12 protein-coding genes are annotated in these 23,789 nt (G+C 37.4%); 3 read left to right on the top strand and 9 right to left on the bottom strand.

Annotated features, from left to right (window positions below):
• Positions 1–38: 38 nt before the first annotated feature.
• The 3 genes from JNG87_RS03090 (at position 39) to JNG87_RS03080 (ending at position 9,096) form a co-directional block, all read left to right on the top strand.
• Positions 39–2,021, top strand: coding sequence for a heavy metal translocating P-type ATPase (locus JNG87_RS03090; RefSeq protein WP_202841624.1), 1,983 nt, complete (start codon positions 39–41; stop codon positions 2,019–2,021).
• Between the two features lie 2,266 nt (positions 2,022–4,287).
• On the top strand, positions 4,288–7,185 hold the full coding sequence (locus JNG87_RS03085) for a SusC/RagA family TonB-linked outer membrane protein (protein ID WP_202841623.1): 2,898 nt from the start codon (positions 4,288–4,290) through the stop codon (positions 7,183–7,185).
• Positions 7,186–7,200: 15 nt separating this feature from the next.
• Complete coding sequence (locus tag JNG87_RS03080; RefSeq protein ID WP_202841622.1) at positions 7,201–9,096, top strand: SusD/RagB family nutrient-binding outer membrane lipoprotein; 1,896 nt, start codon at positions 7,201–7,203, stop codon at positions 9,094–9,096.
• 139 nt (positions 9,097–9,235) lie between these two features.
• On the opposite strand, the gene JNG87_RS03075 is transcribed toward JNG87_RS03080, so the two are convergent.
• The 9 genes from JNG87_RS03075 to JNG87_RS03035 all read right to left on the bottom strand — a co-directional run bounded on the left by JNG87_RS03075 (position 9,236) and on the right by JNG87_RS03035 (position 23,782).
• Entirely contained in the window at positions 9,236–9,805 is a 570-nt protein-coding gene (locus JNG87_RS03075) for a hypothetical protein (RefSeq protein ID WP_202841621.1), read from the bottom strand.
• Between the two features lie 9 nt (positions 9,806–9,814).
• A complete protein-coding gene (locus tag JNG87_RS03070; RefSeq protein WP_137905644.1) occupies positions 9,815–10,348 on the bottom strand; it encodes a hypothetical protein in 534 nt (177 codons plus the stop codon).
• Positions 10,345–13,098 carry a hypothetical protein gene (locus JNG87_RS03065; protein ID WP_202841620.1) on the bottom strand — a complete coding sequence of 918 codons (2,754 nt, stop codon included), beginning with the start codon at positions 13,096–13,098 and terminating at the stop codon, positions 10,345–10,347. The genes JNG87_RS03070 and JNG87_RS03065 overlap by 4 nt, the downstream gene beginning before the upstream one ends.
• Positions 13,091–13,891, bottom strand: coding sequence for a WxL protein host-binding domain-containing protein (locus JNG87_RS03060; RefSeq protein ID WP_202841619.1), 801 nt, complete (start codon positions 13,889–13,891; stop codon positions 13,091–13,093). The genes JNG87_RS03065 and JNG87_RS03060 overlap by 8 nt, the downstream gene beginning before the upstream one ends.
• Before the next feature lie 104 nt (positions 13,892–13,995).
• A complete protein-coding gene (locus JNG87_RS03055) occupies positions 13,996–14,574 on the bottom strand; it encodes a hypothetical protein (RefSeq protein WP_202841618.1) in 579 nt (192 codons plus the stop codon).
• Positions 14,575–14,747: 173 nt separating this feature from the next.
• A complete protein-coding gene (locus JNG87_RS03050) occupies positions 14,748–17,093 on the bottom strand; it encodes a phosphocholine-specific phospholipase C (protein ID WP_202841616.1) in 2,346 nt (781 codons plus the stop codon).
• Positions 17,094–17,176: 83 nt separating this feature from the next.
• Positions 17,177–18,697, bottom strand: coding sequence for a SusD/RagB family nutrient-binding outer membrane lipoprotein (locus tag JNG87_RS03045; RefSeq protein ID WP_238349656.1), 1,521 nt, complete (start codon positions 18,695–18,697; stop codon positions 17,177–17,179).
• Between the two features lie 20 nt (positions 18,698–18,717).
• Positions 18,718–21,858, bottom strand: a complete 3,141-nt coding sequence (locus tag JNG87_RS03040; RefSeq protein ID WP_202841615.1) for a SusC/RagA family TonB-linked outer membrane protein — start codon at positions 21,856–21,858, stop codon at positions 18,718–18,720.
• 319 nt (positions 21,859–22,177) lie between these two features.
• Positions 22,178–23,782 carry an autotransporter assembly complex protein TamA gene (locus JNG87_RS03035; protein WP_120232918.1) on the bottom strand — a complete coding sequence of 535 codons (1,605 nt, stop codon included), beginning with the start codon at positions 23,780–23,782 and terminating at the stop codon, positions 22,178–22,180.
• Between the last annotated feature and the right edge of the window lie 7 nt (positions 23,783–23,789).

The following is a 23,789-nucleotide window of genomic DNA, read 5'->3' as shown; positions in this document are numbered from 1 at the left end:
TCAGTCTCATCTTTACATTTGTATAAAAATATTCAGTTATGGAAAAATGCTGTAGTACAACCCCGGAAAAACCAGATACAAAAGGACACAAACATAACCATGCAGAAGGAGACGGACATGACCATGACGGACATGATCACTCTCATGACTCCGGAGATCAGACGGTCTTTCAGATGTTTCTGCCGGCCATTATATCCTTTATCATCTTATTATTGGGAATTGCCTTTGATAACTATATAAAACCTGCATGGTTTACAGGCTGGGTACGGTTAGTATGGTTCCTGGCAGCCTATATTCCTGTAGGATTTCCGGTATTGAAAGATGCTTATAAAAGTATCATTAAGGGAGATGTGTTTTCAGAATTCTTTCTGATGAGCATTGCAACCATTGGTGCTTTTGCCATCGGAGAATATCCTGAAGGAGTAGCGGTAATGCTGTTTTATGCGGTAGGAGAAGTATTCCAGTCTATGGCGGTTACCAGAGCCAAAGGAAATATAAAAGCATTATTGGATCAGCGTCCTGACGAGGTAACGGTTATGGAAAATAATCAGCCCAAGACTATGAAGGCCAAAGAAGCTAAAATTGGAGATGTCATACAGCTGAAACCCGGTGAAAAACTGGCGCTGGATGGGGAATTGCTTTCAGATTCGGCTTCATTCAACACAGCAGCTTTAACGGGAGAAAGTAAACCCGATACCAAAAATAAAGGAGAAGTGGTTCTTGCCGGAATGATCAATATGAACAGTATTGCTCTGGTAAAAGTAAATACAGCTTATGAAGACAGTAAACTGAGCAAAATCCTGGAGTTGGTTCAGAATGCCACAGCCCAAAAAGCACCGACAGAATTGTTCATCAGAAAATTTGCGAAAGTATACACGCCCATCGTTGTATTTCTTGCCATAGGGATCTGTTTACTGCCCTATTTCTTCGTGAGCGATTATCAGTTCAGAGACTGGCTGTACAGAGCATTGATATTCCTTGTGATTTCCTGTCCTTGTGCCCTTGTTATCTCAATTCCGTTAGGGTATTTCGGAGGAATTGGGGCAGCAAGTAGAAACGGAATTCTGTTCAAAGGAAGTAATTTTCTGGACAGTATTGCAGAGATTCAGAATGTAGTAATGGACAAAACCGGGACCATGACAGAAGGCGTATTCAAAGTTCAGGAAGTAAGCATAAGCCCTGAATTTAACAAAGAAGAAATCCTTCAGCTGGTTAATGTTCTCGAAAGTAAAAGTACCCATCCGGTGGCAACTGCGATACACAATTATGTTGGAGAAATCAATCACAGCATTCCTTTGGAAAATGTAGAAGAGATAGCTGGTCACGGATTGAAAGCGACTATTAACGGAAAAGAACTTCTGGTTGGGAACTTTAAGTTGATGGATAAGTTCAACATCCCTTATGATCTTAACCACTCCAATATTGTATATACGGTAATTGCGGTGGCTTATGATAAAAAGTTTGCAGGCTATATCACTATTGCAGACAGCATCAAAGAAGATGCTATGGAAACCGTAGACAAGCTTCATAAAATGAATGTGAAGGCAACAATGCTGAGCGGTGATAAAAGTACCGTTGTGAAATATGTAGCAGATCAACTGGGTATCGACAATGCATTCGGGGACCTGTTACCTGAAGACAAAGTAAACAAGGTTAAAGAAATCAAAGCCAGAAACCAGACGGTAGCTTTCGTAGGAGACGGAGTGAATGATGCGCCTGTAGTGGCTTTAAGCGATGTTGGAATTGCAATGGGAGGTTTGGGAAGTGATGCCACCATTGAAACTGCAGATGTAGTAATTCAGGATGATAAACCAAGTAAGATCCCAATGGCCATCAATATCGGAAAACAAACTAAAAAGATCGTTTGGCAGAATATTGTCCTTGCCTTTGCTGTAAAAGCTGTTGTTCTCATCCTGGGAGCCGGTGGATTGGCAACCATGTGGGAAGCTGTGTTTGCCGATGTAGGAGTAGCATTGCTGGCTATTTTAAATGCGGTGAGAATCCAAAGAATGAAATTTTAACAAGCAAATAATAAACACAACTCAATTATATTCAATAAAAGCTCTGCTGAATCTCAGTAGGGCTTTTGTTTTTAAATTTTATCGGAGATAAAATCCTTGCGCCTTAAAAAACAGTAAACATTAAAAACTTGCGTCTTTGCGTTTCCAACATCACACCATACCAAAACTTAATTTAGAAAAGATAATATTTTTTGTTGGATGAGCGCAAAGGCGCAAAGAAGATTAAAATTGTGGTGTTTTTAAGGACGCAAGAAAATCAAAGATTTTCAGCAAGATGATGTCTTAATGATTAGTCTCATTCAGAATCATTATCAGCTTTATTAAATTTTATCGCAGATAAAATCCTTGCGCCTTAAAAAACAGTAAACATTAAAAACTTGCGCCTTTGCGTTTCCAACATCACACCATACCAAAACTTAATTTAGAAAAGATAATAGATTTTTTTTGTTGGATGAGCGCAAAGGCGCAAAGAAGATTAAAATTGTGGTGTTTTTAAGGACGCAAGAAAATCAAAGATTTTCAGCAAGATGATGTCTTAATAATTAGTCTCATTCAGAATCATTATTAGTCTTATTAAATTATCGCAGATAAAATCCTTGCGCCTTAAAATAGTAAGAATTAAAAAGAACTTACGTCTTTGCGTTTCCAACATCACACCATACCAAAACTTAATTTAGAAAAGATAATATTTTTTGTTGGATGAGCGCAAAGGCGCAAAGAAGATTAAAATTGTGGTGTTTTTAAGGACGCAAGAAAATCCACAGAAGTTAAGCCCACCAGCGCCGATGGTACTGCTAACGCGGGAGAGTAGGCCGCCGCCAGTTTTTATTTTATTTTTAAAAAATCCTTTATCATTGTGATAAAGGATTTTTTTGTTTTATACCCAGCTCAATTCATGAGTAATGAGTAATGAGTAATACATCGATTATTCACCATTCATCAACTATCATGGATCATCTATCACTTATCATTTATCAATCATCATTGATCAATTATCACTTATGCTGGACAGTACACCCTCCAATGGTCACTCCGCAGGAGTCTCTGCAATCCATATGTCTTATTTACCATCACACAATTTTACAGTATCAAATTGTCTGAATTAAAGGAATCCTAAAGACTCTAATAAAGGAGGCTGGATTCCTGCGGATGACACAGTAGAATAAGCGGTACAAGTGAAAGAGAAAGACGCCATCGGAACCAATAGATCAATTGGGAAGGGATGGTTTACGTCACTATTGAAAGATCATTACCCCGGTTCAGCCTAAAATTTATTATTCTTACAGCTGTTCATTCTTTACTTTCACTACTATCGTTTATCCCAACTATTTGTCACTCCGCAGGAGCCTCAACAAAGTATTATCAAACAACTCAGCAGTATTACTTTTGCTTTTTTGAACTCTCAAGACTCTAATAAAGGAGGCGGTGGATTCCTACGGAATGACACAGTGGAAAGAAGGGCGCAAATGAAAGAGAAAGACGCCAGCTGAATCATAGCACAACTGGAAAGGGATGTTTATGACACTGTTGAAAGATCATTAACCCCGGTTCAGCCTAAAATTTATTATTCTTACGGCTGATCATTTTTTGCTTTCACTACTATCGTTTATCCCACCCATCTGTCTCTCCGCAGGAGTCTCTGCAATCCATATGTCTTAATTAATTATCATCAAACAATTTTACAATATCAAATTGTCTGAATTAAAGGAATCCTAAAGACTCTAATAAAGGAGGGGTTGGATTCCTGCGGAATGACACAGTAGAAAGAAGCGGCACAAATGAAATAGAAAGACGTCAGTTAAACCATAGCACAACTGGAAATGGATGTTTACGACACTACTGAAAGATCATTACCGGTTTAGCATAAAATTATTCATTCTTACAGCTGATCTATTCTTTGCTTTCACTACTATCGTTTATCCACCCATCTGTCACTCCGCAGGAATCTCAACAGTTAGAATTAACTATATCTATTAAACTTAAGGATTCCTTTTAAACAAATCCATTATTTTCTTCAACTCAATCCCCACAAAGTATCAGATTCAGACTAGAGCTCTTCTAACTTTAAATTTCACATAATTATTTAAGTATCAAAAGCTTTACACTCATAGTTATGATTTAAGATATTGTAATTATAAAGATTTGGTTGCTTTTATTAATGGATTTGGTATAAATAATTGATGATTGTATATTAATTTAATAAGAATTACGTTTATTTGTTGAAATATCCAGTGATATTGTTAAATATATACCAAATCTAATTTTTATGAAGAAAACCATTTTAAAGGTTGGGCTGCTCCAATCCTTATTCTTTTTCGGTGGATTGTATGCACAAAGTGATTCAACTAAAGCGTCAAAGATTGACGAAATAGTTGTTACAGCTTATGGTGTAAAAAAAGAAAAAAAAGCGCTGGGATATTCTTTCCAGGATGTGAAAGGACAAACCCTTGTCGACGCCAAAGAAAATAATGTTACCAATGCATTAGCAGGAAAAGTTGCCGGGTTACAAGTGATTAAAGGAAGTTTTGGACCAGGTTCTTCCTCCAAAATTAACCTGCGGGGGTTTAATTCTTTTACAGGAGATAATCAGCCTCTTATTGTGGTAGATGGAGTTCCGTTAAGTAATAGCTTAGGATCAAAGGCTAAGCAGAATGGAAAAGATTCTAATAACGATTTCTGGAATCCGGATCTTGATATGGGGAATGGTCTAAGTGATATCAATCCGGACGACATTGAAAGTCTTTCTGTTCTGAAAGGTGGTGCTGCTTCTGCTCTTTATGGCTCCAGAGGTGGAAACGGTGTTATTTTGATTACTACAAAAACGGGTAAAAGAAAAGGGGGATTAGGAATTACATATTCTACAAGCTTAGGTTTTGAAAATATTTTTATGAAACCTGATTTGCAGCATAGTTTCGCACAAGGAAGTAATGGTTTGGTCAATCCTCAAGGGACCGACAATACAACTTCCTGGGGACCGACTTTTGAAGGTTCAAATATGACAGTCCACGATAACTTAAAAAACTTTTTTAAGACAGGAACTAATTCTCAGCATACATTGAGCTTTCAGGAGAACATTGGTGAAGGATCGAGCTTGTACACTTCTGCTAATTATTTAAGCAGTAATAGCCAGATTCCGAACTCAAAATATGAGAGGTTCAATTTTATGGCGAAAATGAATTCTAATTTTGGGGCTAATAAAAGATGGACTACTGAGGTGAAAGCTCAATATATGAGTGTTAAAGGTACAAACAGACCCTCTGCAGGGCAAGGTGACGGGAATTACTACCCAGCAATCCTTCTGATGCCTCAAAATGTTGATATAAGAGATTATCGTGAGGGGCAGATGCAAAATGGAGTGACATCGCGCTGGATAACCTCTAATGGAATTAATCCCTATTGGACTGCTTATAATGCATTGAACGCTGATAAAAAAGACAGGTTTTTATTAAACGGTTATCTTAAATATCAATTTAATAACTGGCTGAGCGCAGATGTAAGATTAGGAACGGATTTCTATTCTTTAAATACGGATGCGAGAGTTTGGACGGGATCCAGACGTAATAATTCTTACTCTACCGGTCAGGAAAAGTTTTATGAAAATAATTATATCATAAGTCTTAATGCTAAAAAAGATGATATTGTTGGTAAATGGGGAGGATCGCTTTCTGTTTATGGACAGATGATGGAAAGCAGGGATAAAGCATTATATTTTTCCACACAAAATCTCGTTATTGCCAATGTTTTCAGTACGTCTAATACGAGTGATCTTGCTTCTGTTACAACAACCGAAGTTGATATGTGGAAAAAAATTAATTCAGTATTTGCTGCTGCTGAAATTAATTATGACGGATATTGGTTTCTGAATGCTACGGCAAGAAATGATTGGTCTTCTACTTTGAATATAAATAACAGGTCTTATTTTTATTCTTCTGTGAGTACTTCATTAGTTTTGACAGATATGCTGAAAAAATTAAATGGTACTACTTTAAATGCCTTAACATTTGCTAAGCTTCGCGCGGCCTACGCAATTGTGGGTAACTCTTTACCTCCTCACAGCTTGTACAATACATATATTGCTTCCACTGATCCAAACGGACATATTGTACTTGCAAGGAACAAGATACTTTTTAATCCGGATTTACATGCGGAAAAGCTTAAAACTTTTGAAGTTGGAGCAGACATGAAGTTTTTTGACAGAGTGTCTCTGGATGTAAGTTATTTTAATAATAATGCCACCGATCAGCTTATAGCCATTCCGATAAATCCACTTTCCGGATATGAAAGAATGATGATTAATTCAGGAGGGTTGCATAACAAAGGGTTTGAATTCGTAATGAATACGGATATCTTTAAGAAGGAAAGCTTTGTATGGAATGTTAATTCCAATTTTTCAACGTTAAAAAGCAACATCGATAAAATTGACGGGATTGTTTCAAAATATCCTTTATCAGGTTTTGATAACGTTGCTTTCTTCGCAGAAGTAGGAAAACCTTACGGAGCCATTTACGGAACAAAATTCTTAAGAGTAGAAGATACCAGCAGCCCTTATTACGGAAAATTGATTGTGGATCAAAACGGATTACCGCAGGCAACACCTGATCAATATTATTTAGGAGATCAAACCCCGAGAGCTTTGTTTGGCTTTACAAACAGCTTTGTTTATAAAAATATCGGACTTTCATTTTTAATTGACGGAAGAATCGGAGGTAAATTTTTCTCTGCAACACAAGCTGCATTACAAGCGAATGGACTTGCTGCAGACACCGCGCCCGGAGGAAAACGTGATAATATGATTTTGGATGCCGTAGTGGAGGGAAATGGCGGTTATACAGCAAATACAAAAGAAATTACTCAACAGGATTATTGGGGAGCTGTAACATCCGGAAACTTAGGAATTACAGAGCAAAACATTTATGATGCTACCAATATTCGTTTAAGAAATATTCAGCTGACTTATAATTTTCCTAAAAGTATTTTCCAAAAACTAGCCTTACAGAGTGCTAAAGTAGCTTTTACGGCCAATAACGTATGGATGATCTATAGTAAAGCTAAAGGAATCGACCCGGAATCTGTATTCGCAATTAATTCTAATGCTACAGGATTTGAAAACCTTGCTTTTCCTACTTCAAGATCTTACTTATTTACAATCACTTTAGGCTTTTAACTAACAACTGAAACAATGAAAAAATATATCTTATCATTTTTTACGATTGGTTTACTATGTACTTCATGCAATGATTTTGAAGACATTAATAATAACCCGTTTGCCGTAGACGCTAATAAGGCAGAACCCGAATATTTATTAAATAACTCAATTCTCGGTGCCCAGCAGGATCCTAATATTGCAGAACGTGTTTTTGTTTTATACTGGAAAACGGCAGCAAGACAGCATTTGACAACCGGAATTGCAGGTGGAACTTACGATGATTCCTGGACTTCCGAATACTGGAAATACATTTCAGATTGGCTGAATAATGCGAATGCGGCCATTCAGTTGGCTAATGAAAAAAAGGCGGCCGGGCAGGGAAAACCTTATTATGATAATGTCATTCAGGTTTCCAGAATCTGGAGAGCTTATTTAATGAGTGAATTTTCGGATAATTTCGGACCTCAACCTATTCACGCTTTTCAGGGAACGAATCCTACTTTTAATTCTGAAAAAGAAGTGTATTATTTTATTTTGGAAGAATTGAAAGATGCAGTCGCCAAAATGGACACAACCCAGGGAGTACCATCCAATGCAAATGCCTATGATATGGTGTATGGGTTTAATTGGAGTCAATGGGTCAAATATGCCAACTCTATGAGGATGAGAATTGCCATGAGAATCGCCGAAGTAGATCCTTCAAAAGCAAAAACAGAATTTGAAGCAGCGGCAAATTCAAATATGTTTATCGCTACAAGTGCAGATAATTTTAAAGTTGCTGAAAAACCGGGATGGGATGCGCTAACAGGTGTAATGTCCAGAGAATGGAACTCTCAGATTTTATCAGCAACCCTTAATAATTTATACATTGGCCTGGGAGGAGTAAATTCTACAGACCAATTACCAGCAGCTCAACACACACAGGTAAAAGCATCTGATTATATTGGTATAAAATATGATCAACAGTTCACTACAATGACTAACGACCCAAGTGCAGGATACTGGCTGGACGGATTACCTAATAAAATCGATCCGAGAGCCTATAAAACATTCTATATTCCGGGGGATCTTACAAGCCCGGTTTACTCATTGTATCCCACGTATACCAATCAGGCAACTACCAATCACGGAGATCTTACGTTTGAAGACAATTCTAAAATAACAGTAAATACCGTAAATACCTGGAACGCCTATACCATTGGAAACTGGGGCGTAAAAGGACAGAGAAACGGCTTGAGAAATGTAGTAGGATGTATGCCGGCTTTAGGTAAGCAGTACAGGGAAAGTAAGAATGCAAGAATATTTTTTGCAAGCTGGGAAACCTATTTCCTTCTGGCAGAAGCTGCATTGAAAGGCTGGACAGTTCCAATGAGTGATGAAGCTGCATATAATAAAGGAATTCAGGAAAGTTTTGTTTATAATGGAGTTTCACAATTCTATGGTCAATATATTGCTTCAACGGATTATAACCGTGACGGTACTTCTGTTTCTTATAGTCATATTACAGAACCGGGAGCAAGCCATACCATGAAATATAAAGATCCTGTAACCGGGAACTTGGTTTCTGTTGAAATTAAATATCCTGTGAATACCATTTATAAGAACGGATCGGTAAAGAATGATAAACTGACAAAGATTATTACCCAGAAATATATTGCCAATATGCCTTGGTTACCGTTAGAATCCTGGAATGATCAGAGAAGACTTGGGCTGCCATTTTTTGAAAACCCTGCCATTGAAGCTCCATTGCCCAACCTTCCTAATCTGAGCTCAGGGAACTATATGACGAATTCTATTCAGAACTTCCCTCAGAGATTAAGATATCCAAGTACTTTCAGAAATACTGATCAGTCTGGATATGATAAAGCTGTGCAATTACTTGGTGGTACGGATGCTGTACTGACTCCTCTTTGGTGGGCCAAACATTAATTAAATTTACATACTAAAAAAAACAATTCTTTTCTGATTTTGAAAAGGATTGTTTTTTTATATACAAATTGACTGAATATATCTTTAAATGGATTGTTCAATTAATTATGATAAGTTGGATATGGATTGGCTTTGGAGTTTAATTGGCTCCAATTGTAAAAACTACCTGAGTACTATAAGCCGCCGCAGGAATTGTTACAGAAACGCCACTAATCTCTAATTGTACACTAATAGCTGAGTAATCTACACTATTGCTGATTCCTAATAATCCTGTAAAAGTAATAGTTGATAGCGTTACGGCACTGGCTTGAAGTATTTCTATATAATTGGCCGTTCCACCAGTAATTGTTGCGGTGCATCCCAGGCAAAGTCCATTTATCTTAGTAGTACCTCCACTTCTTTTCGCATAGAGTTTCAAAGAGCTGTTCCAGGACGTTGGAGCAAGCTGCATGGATATTTTAGCACCTGAGGCTGAAAGAACATTCAGAAAAGATCCTGGTAAATTGCCTGATAGTGTTAACTGAGAAGGATTCTCATAGGTCCCGATATAGTTACTTCCTGCCTCCGTAATGGCAGGTACACTGGCAGTCCAGCTCGTTCCTGCAATGTTTATAGTTTGCCCTTTAAGGCAAGCACCTGCTATTAAAGCAATAATATATAGATATTTTTTTAAGAACTGTTTTTTTAAAAACGGGCTTTCTATTTTCATTTTTTAATTTTATTCTGTGATGGTGTAGGTGATGACAATTGCTGTATTGGCTTGTGCCTGTAAATTGGCATACGTGTTGGTGGAAAGCGATATGGTAAGTCCATGACCATTATTGGCCCCGTTTCCAGTATATGCTCCACCAATACCGCTAATAATGGTAGTAGGAGTGGTAGTAAGGGTAACCTGTCCTGCAGATGTTCCCAATGTTCCGCCTCCTGCTCCGGAAGCCGCAGCTGCCTGCAGCCTTATATTGACTCCGGCAATAACTTGATTCACAGATGCTGTAATTCTTTTTGTAAGTCCTCCGGAAGCAATAGCAGATGTATAGTTTATCCACTTTGATGTATTGGGAGTCGGTGCTCCAACAGCATTTCCAGCTTCTGTAGGAGCTGTAAAATTTAACACAATACTTCCTGTAGGCTCAATGTCCATTAAAGTTACTACAGGCAATGTAAGACTAACAGTAGTATTTGCGGTCTGGGAATAGATTGGCCCGGATACAACACAAAATGCAATTAATAATAGGGTACGGATCAGAATCATCTCTTCTTTTTTATTTCATTATATCCTACTTTCAAGGATTCCTTTTGATATTTGATCTCTATCTGCTGTTTGACAACATTGATTGTTATTTTCTTTGTTTCCGAAGGCTGTAAAGTAAATATAAATTTGTCCGTTGAAATTTTATAACGCTTGTCCAATCCATTGCGGTAAACTTTCACAGTCCAGTCTCCCGGACGCAGATAGGTGAAATCAAAATCTTCTCCTATGTTGCATACTTTACGGTAAGTCTGATCGTTATTGGTAGCTTCCACAATAATACTTTCTTTTTTCTTCTTTCCTTTAGCAGATGGCAGCTGGCCAAAATCATTTTGATCTTTATCTCCGGTTTCCAGGAACTTAACATGCCCCTGAACAGTCGCCGCTGTTGTTAATCCGAAATTAAATGTATTTTCCTTATTGAGTAATGAAAGCGCTGCAGGAAAAGTCTGGGTTGGAATATCATTGATTTCTGTCGTGGAACGGTCTATTTCAAGAAAATAGTTGCCGGGAATAACATTTTTAAACATATAATTTCCATCCTTATCCGTAACAGACAGATAACTTCCAAGTATTAGTCTTATTCCTTCTGTTTTTTTTAATCCTAAGCTGCTGACATTTCCGGACAGTGAAATATACTCGGCAATTTTTTGTACAGGAACGTTGGGGCGCCAGGTATAGCGCATGGAAAATATAAAATCTTTATCTCCGATTTCCCCTCTTTGTAGTGAATACCTTCCGGAAAGATCAAGTTCGTTCCCCTGAAACAGCTGTTGATGAAAAAGAAGCTCAAACAGATTTCTGTCTTTAAAATATTCCTCTGGCATGTAATTGTTCTGATAAAAGATACTTAAGCTGGTCTTATCAGAAAACTTGCTGAAGATTCTCGCTCCGTAATAAAAATTTCTCTGGTTTTGAAGCTGATATCTTGAGCTTATAGCATAACTTCCGAAGATGTTAAATGAGGTACTGAATTTTTGAAATGAAAGATTCGCAGAATAAAAACTGGAATTTCCACTAAATCCAGTCATATAATTATCTGTTTTACCGAATTGTCCATCCAGATTGACCTGGAAAACTCCTATTTGCTGATTAATACTCACCTTGAAGTAACGTTCATAGTAATCAAACTGCTTTGGTTCCAAACGGTCTTTATAAGTTTGATATCCATTATTCAGGATGATGAAACCAGTAGGAATATATTTGTATTGCACTCCATATTGAAAATACTTTCTGTACGGGGCGGCCAGTAGCAATGTATCTCTCTGGAAATTTTTGGCATCCTGCATATAATTGGCAAATACGCTGATTTTTTTGGTGATATTATAATAAATATTACCGTTAAAGGTATTGGTATTGGTGAAATATCCGGCAAAATCAGGGCTGGCTCTCATATACATCAGACTTCCGTTTAATTTTTTAAATACAGCTTCTGCCTGTAATAAATAAGCTGTTCCATCAGTGTTCTTCGTTGTACTATATGCCAGTTCTCCGGAAAGATTGATATTTTTTGACACTTTGAATTTTCCTTTAGCATATGATAGATGAGCATCTGAATCAAGTCTTACATCTCCAAATCTGATTTCTTCCTTCCTCGGGGTTTTGTAGAGATAGCCCACAGAAATTTCGGACTCTTTCCGGATTTTAAAAGCTGAATACATATTAAATTCATCTTTAATATCTCTGAAGAATCTGGGATGATTGTAGAATCCCCCAAAGCTTATTTTATTAAAATCATAGCGAATTTCTGCCCCGCGCCCATATCTTGCAAATTCTGTAAGATAGGATGAAGAGTAGGTTTTATCACCTAAATGAATAGAAAGATTGTTCCGTTTATAATTCACAAAATATTCTTCATATTGAGTAAATGTATTGAGTTCTACAGGATTGTGAGTAACTGCTCTAAATTCAATCTGGTTTTTATTATTCTTGTCCAGTGTTCCTTTACCATAGATTTCACCCTGAAAACCATCGTGATAAACTCCCATATTCTGCATTCCGATAAAAGATAGGGAGAGGGCAACAGGAAGTCTGTGATAAATATCGTTTTCAGATGGCTTTACTGAAATTACCTGAGTAGTTGCGTAGACATCCTGAATTTCTTTGGGACGACTCTTCGGGTGTACCGAAAGATTTAGGTTTTGAAATTCATTTTGAGCAAGTTCAGGGCTTGTCACTTTGTGAATCGTAATAATTTTTGATTCATTGGGTGCAAGAACAAGGGATGATTCGTTATCAACTACAGCATTTTTACTTTCAAGAACAATGCTTTCTGTAACATTACCATTATTTTTCAAAAGGAAAGAAGCACGGATTGTTTCTCCTGCCCTTACAAATTCAGGGGTATTCAACGCAGTAACCAGAAGCTTTCTGTTTCCGGAAACTAGGATTTTTGAATTTTTTGTAAATGTTGTTCCATTACTACGGTCCATAATATTCAGAGTTACAGAATAAGTGCCCTGTCCTGTTTCTGTTCCGATACGTAAAGGAACGAGATATACTGATGTTTCATACGGAAGAATCTGAAATTCTCCTTTTGCCAGAATAGGATTGATTGAGGAACTTGATGTGACAACTGAAATATCATATGTTTTGGTTTCCTTCGAATTATTTTCGAATGTGAAGGGAATAGAAGTAGACATTCCCGGCAATAAACTATCTTTTTTACTGATCAACCTGTTGGGTTGCTCTTGGGAAAAAATAAATACCGGGAATAGTGATATGATAATAAATAAAGTCCAAGTTCTAATCATTCTTTACTTCTAATTCCACATTGAGTGCAAAAGCATTCTCTTCTTCATCGGTGGCTATAATAGCTGCTTTGTATTTATCAGGGGGTACTTTACTAATGTCAATGTAAAATGTTTTGGAGGTGTCGGGTAACAGCCCCATTGTTAAACTTGAATAAGTTCCCACCTTCTCACCCGTTTTTCGGTTATAGATTTCTATGGAAGCAGTCGGTTTACAGTAAAGATTACCATTATTGGCTATTGCTATCTTTGCCGTTTGTTTTCCTTCCTGTTTTTCCACCTTTACACTTTCAAACTTAAGGTCCGGTTGGGCCTTTTCTGTTTCAAAATCTGTAATTACCTGAATGGCATATCGTATAACAGAAGTGATACTTACTCCCGGCTTACCGTCGCTGGGTTTTATCTCTTCTACCGGCTCTACAATAATCACACTCCAATAGCTTCCCGGATCCATTGCCTGATTGGGAATGGTTATTTCATAGAAGATCTCAGTCTTTTCTTTACCTTTAAGGGTAACAAGATTAGTGTTGAGTTTCAGCCACTCTCCGTTACTTCGTTTATTGGTACGTAATGCTGTATAATTGATCGTTCCGTCCGCATGGTAGGTATAATCCTGTAAAAATATTTTTACACTTTGAGGATTGCTGCCCGTGTTTTCAATGGCAACTTTTCCTTTATAAACCTTTCCATTTTCTATTTTGTAAGAATGCGTAAGTCCGTTGAGAATCACAATACCGGCATGTAAAAAGCTGAACTGCAAAATCAGGGTAATCAGGATAAGGATACGCTTTATCATGATATAAGTTTGGAGTTAAAACATTAATAATACAAAACAAGGAAGAAACTGGATACAAATTTCTTCTTGTTTTTGAAACGTAAAATAGAATTTTAATTAAAATTCTAATTGTCTGATATTGTATAAGTAACGGTAGCAGCAACAGTAGCTGTAGCCTGTAAATCTGCATACGCGGCTACCCCTCCAGGACCACTTCCTGCAGCGAGTGCATAGGTAAGATTATGACCGTTATTAGCTCCATTTCCTGTATAAGCACTTCCAATACCGGAAATAATAGTCTGGTCAGTACCAGTTAATGTAAGCAGTCCTGCGGAAGTTCCCAATGTGCCTGCTCCTGCTCCGGTGGCCGCCGCCGCCGTTACATTAAGATCTACTCCAGGAATGATAGCGTTCATTTTTACGCTTACGTTACGGGTAGGATCTGCCACAGATTTAATAGAAGAATAATTAAGCCACAACGTAGTGTTGGCCGCAGATGGAAGAATAGGATTTCCGGCTTCAGTAGGAGCTGTAAATCCAAGGGTAATATTTTTGGTTGCTGATGGCTCAATATCTACCAATGCAACTTCGGGAATAGAAATGGTAACCGTATGGTTATCTGTAGCGAGATCTTGGGCACTCAGATTCCCGCATAGAGCAAACGCAAATAAAGACGCTGCAATAGTTAAATTTAGTTTTTTCATGACACTGTTAATTAGTAAAGTGAAGATAACAAAATTCAATATGTTTTAAAAAAAATATACCACATATTTTTTATAATTGCTTATTTATCATATGTAATGCATTATAAGATGAAATAATTCAAAAAAAATACTGCACAATTTTGTGCAGTATTTTATCAATATTATAGGCGTTTTTAGGCCCAATGCGGGTCAGAAACGGAAACTTTTCCGGTTTCTATTCTTCCGGCAAAGTGCCACAGATGATCGTTTAATTTTAGCTTCAAATCATACCAGCCTTTGTATTTATCAAGATCAATAATGATTTTTTCTTCCGTTTTTTGTACAGAAACTGTTCTTTCGCTTCTTGTATAAAGATCTTCCAGACTGATGGAAAAATTTTTCTTTTTGTGATTTCTGATAATTAATTCAATCTGATTTTTTGAGGTCATATTCGTCAAGATCACCTCTGTTTCTGCAGTTTTATTTCCCTTAAATTTCCTGAAAAAGCCATTGGGACCGAAAACTTCATAATCATAAGCTCCCGGCTGCACAGTATGGGATAGCGTTTGCTTTTCATATAAAGCATATGAAAAATGATAATTATTATTGTCGAATTGAGTTCTGTCATATACCAAAAGCGGAACCCCATTATCTTTCAGGTTAGTCATTTTTATATGGTCTCCTTCCAGATTTACATGGAAATGATAGGGCAGCGGATTGGATGGTTTCAAGCCTCTTTCCTGAATGTCAAGCAGGCTATCTTTAAGTTCATCTTCAGAATACCATTTCAAATTAGGGACAGGTTTATTTTTAGCTGCGTTGATGGTTTTAGCATAATCCTTCTGATCAAGATAATCCATTTTCGGAACTTTCACGCTGGAAGAATTGAAAGCGGAAGTAAGATCTCCACATATCGCTCTTCTCCAGTCACTGATATTTTCTACACGGACATCCTTTTTGAATTTCTTCATAATGAATTTTTCCAAAAACTGCAGGACAGACGTGTGATCCGATACTTCAGAATTGACAAAACCTCCTTTCGTCCAGGGAGAAGCGATGATCATAGGGACTCTGTAACCCAATCCGACAGTTCCTTCTACTTTTTCATAGCTTTTCAAAGAAGGAGAGCTCATATATTCCTGAGTTTTATCCACATATTCCACCCCTTCTTTTCCGTTCATATCTACGGGCTGGCTTGGATTCACTGGTGGGGCAAAAGGCAATACGTGATCAAAATACCCGTCATTCTCATCATAATTGATGATAAATATGGTTTTCTTCCAGGTTTCAGGATCTTTGGTCAGAATATTCAGAACTTCAGAAATATACCAGGCTCCGTACCATGGTGATCCCGGATGATCAGAAAAATGTTCCGGAGCTACCAGCCATGAAACCAACGGAAGCTTTTTCTCTTCCACATCTTTACGGAACTGAAATAATACATCACCTTCCGGAACAACAAGCCTTTCTCCGTTTTCATCCTTTCCAATTTCCAGTTTCCAGTAATCAGGATCGTTGGAATTAGTGGTAAAGGCTTTTTCATGAAGATTTTTTTCTTCTTTTGAAAGTTTTGAATAATTGTCAGGGTGGTATTTCACCTGATCTTCCTGAACTTCAGCCAGCATGGCTTCCAGTCTTTCTTTCTGATCAGGATTTTTTTCAATCTCCTTCTTCAGATAGGCGATGATATTGGGAATATTCTGATAATATCCTTTTGAAAATTTAACGTTGAATTTTGAAAACCACTCAATCGGGTTATCTGTAAAATTACTCAGCCAGGCTTCCTGTTCTCCGGACATTCCTTTTGGAAGACTGATTTCATTCTGATAAATTCTCCACGAAACATTTTGCTGCTCTAATATTTCCGGGAAACTTTTCCATTTTGCCTGCCTCGCTTTATCATAATCAATGTTTTCATTAACAACATTGGCTTTTACTTTTCCGTTTTGCTGTTCCCTTAATGTTCCGGACCAAAGGAATAGCCTGTTGGGAGTTGTTCCGGTGAGTGAAGAACAGAAATACTGGTCGAATATGGTAAATGCATCTGCCAGCTGATAATAAAACGGAAGGTCTTCGCGGTTGTAATATCCTAACGTAAGCGGAATATTTTTATAATCTTTATTTCCTGAGGCTTTTGCCTGAAGCCATTGGTCAAATTTACCTTTGTTCAAAGCTTTCTGCTGATCTGCCCATGAATGAGGCAAAGAGCTCATCCATGTAGATTTTGTATTTCTTAAATCCAGGCGGGCGGGAGAAGCATATTTCCCTTCGTCATTTTTTTGGAAAAAGACGGAATGTCCATCCTGTTTTACAAAAGCTCTTTTATCCAGAAAGCCCCTTACTCCCTTAAGAGCGCCAAAAGCATGATCAAATGAACGGTTCTCCTGCATCAGGATCACAACATGTTCTGCATCATAAAATGTAGACTGGGCAGCCGGATCAATGGCTAAAGCTTTTAAAATGGAAGGATGCAGAACTCCTGACGTTCCTAATCCCGCTAATAAAAGACTTGATTTTTCTAAAAATTCTCTTCTGTTCATGTTCAATCGTAATAAGAAAGAAACCGCAAGTTAATAGGATTTTCCTGCGGTTTCTTTGTTTTTATATAAAAATAATCAGATTTTTATTGTAACCACCAGGGTTTTGAGTTGATATTATCATTTCCTCCGTACTGAGCGTTTAAAGCAGCTTTTAAATTATTGCTGTTGTAATTATATTCAGACTGCGGATATCTGAACCTGAAAGGCGCCGGAACTCCTGTTTTTAAAGGATAATTTGGATAGCCAGTTCTCAGATAATCATAATAAGAAGTCCATTGTGCTTGATGGAACATCGTCATGTATTTTTGAGTCATGATCTTTTCGAGCTGTGTCTGTAAAGGATCAGCATCATTATACACTACCAAAGGAGTTGCAAGATATTGGTTTACATCAAAGCCTGAGAAATATTGTCCCGGATTTTTTACATAAGTCTGATAAAAATTGAAACTGGCCTTAACAGCATTGTTGTAATGTGTTTTGGCAGATCCGGAAATCCATCCTCTGGCCGCAGCTTCAGCCAGAATAAACTCAAGTTCTGAATAACTTAATACAGAAGCAGGTTCATTGGTAGGGTCTTTATAAAAACGATCGTTTACTTTGGAAATGTTTTTTGCAGTGATCAGTGCTGCATTATCAGAATACGGAGAAGTAGGATTTCCGCCGTTATATCCTGTATAGTCTGTGATGGCTTTTCCTGCTTCTTTTGCTCCTGTAGTCTGTGCTGCAAACGTGAACAAACGTGGATCATGCCTGTCTTTGAACATATTAATAAAATAATCAGCCATGTACAAACTTGAACCATATCCACTGTTGTTAAACATCGTGTATCTGCTGTCTGCTGCATCAGCAAAATTAAGTTCACCGTTATCTGCAATAGAGGTCATGAGAGACTGGCTTCCTGCAATAGAAGCAAACTCTGCGGCTATATTATAACTTCCTACTGTCGTTTTTTTAGATAAAGTGATCAGAATTTTCAGACGGAATGAATTAATCAGTTTTTTCCACTTTAAAGCATCTCCGTTGTAGACAATATCACCTTCAATTTTATCGGTGGTATTAATAAGATCATTGGCTTCTTTTAATTCTGATAAAATTCCGGACATGATAGCTTCCTGTGTATCATATTTAGGCTGGGTAATGCCGGATTCACCCTTTGCTGCTTCAGAATAAGGAGCACTTCCAACTTTTAAACTGATATTGAAGAAATGATACGCTCTCAAAAATTTTCCGATGGCCAGATAATTTTTGTTTCCTCTTTTTTCAGCTTCCTGCATCATTTTTCCAGTGTTCAGAAGTCCTTTGGTATAGACTTCAAAAGAAGTATCATTCCATTTCATATACTGGTATGAATTCTCACCATCAGTACCAATCATCATTCTGGAGGCATACATATTGTCCCCGTTTACCTGAAAAGTATATTTTTCAACGTAAGTCAATAGATTTTTGGGATCAATACTGGCCTGGTCATTAGGGTTTTCATTGATGGTATCAAGGTTAGATTCACATGATGCTAATGTCAGAAGTCCGGCTGCAAATAAAGATTTCATCAGCCATTTTGCTGTTTTACCTTTTTGCTCTGTCACTTTGTTTATATTATTTTTCATTGTCTTGACGTACTTTTTAGTTAAAACTTAAGATTAAATCCGATTCCAAACCATCTGCTGGATGGATCCTGAATATCATTGTCTGTTTTTGTCTGGAAGTCTGGATCAGAATAAAGGTTTTTTGATTTTTTCCACATCGCCAGATTGTAAGCAGAAATATTGGCGGTGAAACCTTTCACCATTCCTCTTGGGTTGAGTAATGAAGAGAAGTCATATTCTAATACTACAGATCTAAGCTTGACGAAAGTTCTGTCAAAAATGTTAGCAAACTCTTCGCTTTCGTCCTGTGTTACTCTTGCACGGTAGGGATAATTTTGCGACCAGTCCTGGTAGCTGATAGCTTTTGTGTGTGGAGTATAGGTTCCGGTTGCCGGATTGTAGTTAACCCCATCAGGTACAAAATAATACGTTCCCGGATTTGCATATTCAAGATCTCTGTACGCTACAGAATTAGGGTGTTTTCCTCCCCACCACATTTTTTCCACAACCTGGGATCTCATCACACCTCCGATGCTTCCGTCAATTCCGATGTTTAAAGTGAATTTTTTATATTTGAATGTGTTGTTGAAACCGAAAGTCCAGTCAGGATTGAAATGTCCCAGATTACTTGGGTTATTAGCTCTTGTCGGCATTCCTGTATTCGCATCAAGAATTACTTTTCCATCCGGAGACTTTTGCCATGTATAGTCGTAATAGCTATCCATTCTTTCGCCTAGCTTAATATTTTTGTAGTTCGGCATATTATCATAAATGGAAGTCAGCTTTTGTTCATAAGTACTCCAGTTGATTAATGTTTTCCAGCTGAAATCAGAAGTTTTTACCGGAACTAAACCAAGGGAAACTTCAAATCCTTTGGTTGTATATTCATTTCCGTTTACATATTGAGAAGTGAAACCTGATGATTCTGCAGCAGGGAACTGGAGAATATTATTATAATCTAATGTTCTGAAATAAGTAGCGTCTAAAGTAATTCTGTTATTCAGGAACCCTGCGCTTAAACCTAATTCATAAGATTTTGTCTGCTCCGGTTTCAAAGAATTTTCTACATTCAGAGTGGTTGGATAATAATAAGTAGGATTTCCATTGAATGTGATTCCCCCATTGTTCAGATAATAATTTCTGATGGAATAAGGCTGGAAATCATACGCTACTTTCGCCCATGAAGCAGAAAGTTTCAACATATTGATAGATTCCGGCATTTTTACCAGGTTGGAAATAACCGCACTGATGGAAGCAGAAGGATAGAAGTAAGATCTGTTGGCCTTAGGTAGTGTAGAAGACCAGTCATTACGCCCGGAAACATTGATGAAGAAAGCATTATACAATCCAATATCAATGGTAGAGTAAGCACTGTAAATCAGTTTTTCCTTCAGGTACGTATAATTTTTCAGCGCTCCGATAGAGTTTTCGAAAGTATACACTTCAGGAATTTTTAATCCGTCCGTAGACCTTTCATTGTTGTTGTTTTTATAATAGAAAGCAGAACCTCCCGCATTGATTGTAAAATCAAAATTTTCAGATATCTTTTTCTTGTAAGTCGCCAACACATCATAATTGAGGTTCCATGTTTTATTATCCTTCAAAATATAGCCACCACTTCTTGGTGCATCATAATTGAAATAGGAATAAGGGCTCAGAATTTCCGTTTTGCTATGGTTTTCGACAAGAGATATTTTCCCTTTTACCGATAGATCCTGTGTCGCTTTATACTCTAAGCCTGTCTGTGCATTGATAATATCGGTTCTGTTCTGATTTTTATAATACTCAGCTCCGAACCATGGGTTGTTGTACCAGGCATAGTTCCAGTTGGCCTGTGCTCTTCCTTCCTTTCCGGGAATCCACATGTGATTTTTCAGTGCCTTTCCGTCTACATCGCCTCCCATCCAGATCAGGATGGTGTACATATGTCCGCTTGGATTGTAATCGTAGTTGGGAATATTAGGGGTGAAGGCCTGGTTGAAGTTGAATTTTGTATCAAAGATTAACTTCTCACCAAGATGGTTTTCAGAAGAGAAGTTGATTCCGTATTTCTGAAGGTATGAATTCGGAACCCTGTCATCATAATTCATGAAATTCCCCGAGAATCTGTATACGTCTTTGTTGTTCCTGTAGCTGATCGCAAAGTTATTATTATTGATAACTGCAGGTTTTAAAAAAGTATTTAAGTTATCGTGGTACTTCCAGTCAATCGGAACTCTTTCATACCTTGATTTATCATCATACTGAGTTCCTGTTACAGCTCCATACCACGGAACGACCTGCCCTGTTACTTTATCTCTGATAGGGCTGTTCCACTGTGCAATCTGTAAACCGGGAACGAATTTGGGTCCCCAGATCATATCTCCGTCATTCACCCCGCCATCAGCTCCGTCCCAGAATTCATATTTTCCATGGGAACCGTTACCATATTCAGTCTGAGTTTTCGGAAGATTGGTAAACCCTGCCGTAATCATGGTGTTCTGGGAAAATTCTACAGAGAAACCTTTCTTTTTAGCATTTTTTGTGGTGATCAAAACAGCTCCGTAACGACCTCTTGAACCATATAAAGCAGAAGCGGTAGCACCTTTCAGGACGTTGATGTTTTCAATATTGTTAGGGTCTAAATTCTGGAAAACCTCTTTTTCCACAATCACACCATCAATGACAAAAACGAGATTGGAGTTTCCTCTCAATGTAAACTGTGGGGCCTGCTGCATTCCCGTTGGATTGGAAACATTCAGACCAGCAACCTGTCCGGAAAATAAGTTCCCGATACTCGGTGTAGTAATGGTTTCAAACTGTTTCGTTCCCACTTCCTGAGTAGAATATCCGATTTTTTCCTTCTTTTTGGCAATACCTAATGCGGTAATCACAACACCTTCAATCTGTTTTTCGTTTTGCTTTTTTAAGACAACGGAATACTGTTTTTTGGAAGAAACCTCAACGGTATAAACGGAAAAATCAGGAGCAAAAAATTCAAGAATATCTTTTGGGTTTGCAGAAATAGTGAAATTACCATTTTCATCTGTAGTAGCAGTCTTTCCTGTGTTTTTGTCGGTGATGTTCACACCGGAAACACTAGAACCGTTTTCTGATTTTACATTTCCTGAAATATTGATTTCCTGGGCAGAAAAATAAAGAGGAAGTAAAAAAACGGCAAAAGTGGCTAGAGTTTTCTTCATTTTTTTGAAGGCAAATTTAGCAGAGCACTGTTACCTGTACTTTAATGATGTATTAAAATAAAAATACGATTTAATATTTTTTAACATGAAGAATTAATAGAAAAGTAAAATAGAAAATGTCTTTTGTATACAGACTTTTGCTTTATTATATAAATATAGTTAGGAAGCTGGGAGAGGGCGGATAGAAGTTATTGTGGTGTTGCCAACTTCTTGAAGCTCTCAGTAATAAATTTTTGAAGAAAAACCTTTCTAATAATAGGATAGTAAAACTGTGACTTCGATAACATCCAGCCTCCAGCTTCCCTCTTCCTTTCTATTTCTAAAACCTGCTCAGAATTCCCCAATGGATTTTAATATCATTAAACTTAAAAGGATTTCCAAATTCATTACCATTGGACAGCTGGAAGCTCATCAAACCGATAGGAATGAAGAAATTGAAACCGAGCCCGACACTGTAGAGCTTGGGTTTTACATTTAAAGATTTATTATTAAGCTGCCCATATTGTCCAAAGACATCAAAGAAGGCCTGGTTACCGATAAGGTACCGGTACTCCAGACTTCCATAATAATAAAAGTCGGCGGCGAGGGAGTTTTCATTGAATCCCCGCATGGAATTCCAGCCTCCAAAACGGTATAATTCATTGGCAGAGAATTCTATTTTTGAATCCATCATGGCGCCCTCCGCTTTGATGTTCAGAAAGTGATTTCCTGAAATATGATAATTATGTTCTCCAAAGAAATAAAACTGATTTTGATTGGCTTTAATATTATCTTTTGAATAAGTAGTCGTTAAGAAATCATATCCGGCATTGATCCTTGTTTTATAAAGGAAAAGGTCAATATCTGTAGGCTCAGTCATTTCATACCATATCCCGATCCCTTTTTTGTTGTAGTCTTTTCCCTGAACGTATAGCGTATCAATAATAGTAGAGGTTTCGAGAGTTGCTCTCAGACCTATTTTATTCCGGTTGTTGATGTGGTAATAAAAGGCAGGCAGGAATTTTACATTGGCAAACGTAGAATCCTGACGGTAGATATTTACTTTTGTATCCATCCCGACATTCGATTTGAAAAGGTACGGAATATCTACCCTAAGATCGAAAGTCTGTCCTTTATCAGGGTTTCTCTGCCAGTATAAATTCACAGTTTCAAAACCATTGAACATATTCCTGAAATTGACATTCATTGTCCCGTTTAAGGTAAACTTGGAGGTTTTATCATTCCCGAAACCGATTACCCCATCGAAGGTATTTGTCTTTTTCTTTTCCAGAAACAGGTAAATACTGGTGGAATCTTTTGTAAATAAAGTCTGAGGCTGCCGTTCAAGGGTCAGAAAAGGATGGCTCTGAAAGGTTTTGTTGATGGCTAAAAGGTTTTTGTCATCATAGTTTTTACCTTTAAATTCCTTTTCAAGGTTTTTGATGAATCTTTTGGGAACTTTTTCGTATCCTTTTACTACGAATCCGTTGATTGTTCTTTTATCATTCTTGTTGATGTCAAGTTCTACGATTGGATAACCGTTTTTCTGGCCTTTGTATTTAGATTTGATTCTGCTGAAAGAATACCCTTCATCAATATAAGTCTTGTTGATACTTTTCTTGGTGGAGTCTAAATTTTTAGTGAAAAAATCTTTCTGGATTTTTAATTTCTGAACAAGAGAATCTGTAAGGTTGACATATGTTTCATTGAAATTCTTTCCTTTATCGTAGAAAATTTCCGTGCTGTCACCTTTTACTTTTACGTCTTTCAGTTGAGTGAAGAAATAATTACTCTGCGCTAATGAATCCAGAAATTTTACAGCTGAAGTAGAATCTTTTACTTTTTTCCTGACCTTGGTTTCCGTATCAATCAGCCAATACTGCTTCTTCTGCGCTTGTGTAAAAACGCAGAACAGTACAAAAAATATTTTTAAAAGTAATTTCAATTTATTC

The sequence above is a fragment of the Chryseobacterium cucumeris genome (assembly GCF_016775705.1).
GTDB classification, from domain to species: domain Bacteria; phylum Bacteroidota; class Bacteroidia; order Flavobacteriales; family Weeksellaceae; genus Chryseobacterium; species Chryseobacterium cupriresistens.
The sequence above is the reverse complement of the archived record's forward strand: the minus strand, read 5'-3'. Positions and strand labels throughout refer to the sequence as shown.

Bases quoted from the DNA above. Each gene is read 5' to 3' on its own strand.
- JNG87_RS03080 (WP_202841622.1), top strand. From the start codon at position 7,201: ATGAAAAAATATATCTTATCATTTTTTACGATTGGTTTACTATGTACT.
- JNG87_RS03075 (WP_202841621.1), bottom strand. From the start codon at position 9,805: ATGAAAATAGAAAGCCCGTTTTTAAAAAAACAGTTCTTAAAAAAATAT.
- JNG87_RS03055 (WP_202841618.1), bottom strand. From the start codon at position 14,574: ATGAAAAAACTAAATTTAACTATTGCAGCGTCTTTATTTGCGTTTGCT.
- JNG87_RS03070 (WP_137905644.1), bottom strand. From the start codon at position 10,348: ATGATTCTGATCCGTACCCTATTATTAATTGCATTTTGTGTTGTATCC.
- JNG87_RS03040 (WP_202841615.1), bottom strand. From the start codon at position 21,858: ATGAAGAAAACTCTAGCCACTTTTGCCGTTTTTTTACTTCCTCTTTAT.
- JNG87_RS03060 (WP_202841619.1), bottom strand. From the start codon at position 13,891: ATGATAAAGCGTATCCTTATCCTGATTACCCTGATTTTGCAGTTCAGC.
- JNG87_RS03085 (WP_202841623.1), top strand. From the start codon at position 4,288: ATGAAGAAAACCATTTTAAAGGTTGGGCTGCTCCAATCCTTATTCTTT.
- JNG87_RS03050 (WP_202841616.1), bottom strand. From the start codon at position 17,093: ATGAACAGAAGAGAATTTTTAGAAAAATCAAGTCTTTTATTAGCGGGA.
- JNG87_RS03065 (WP_202841620.1), bottom strand. From the start codon at position 13,098: ATGATTAGAACTTGGACTTTATTTATTATCATATCACTATTCCCGGTA.
- JNG87_RS03090 (WP_202841624.1), top strand. From the start codon at position 39: ATGGAAAAATGCTGTAGTACAACCCCGGAAAAACCAGATACAAAAGGA.
- JNG87_RS03045 (WP_238349656.1), bottom strand. From the start codon at position 18,697: ATGAAAAATAATATAAACAAAGTGACAGAGCAAAAAGGTAAAACAGCA.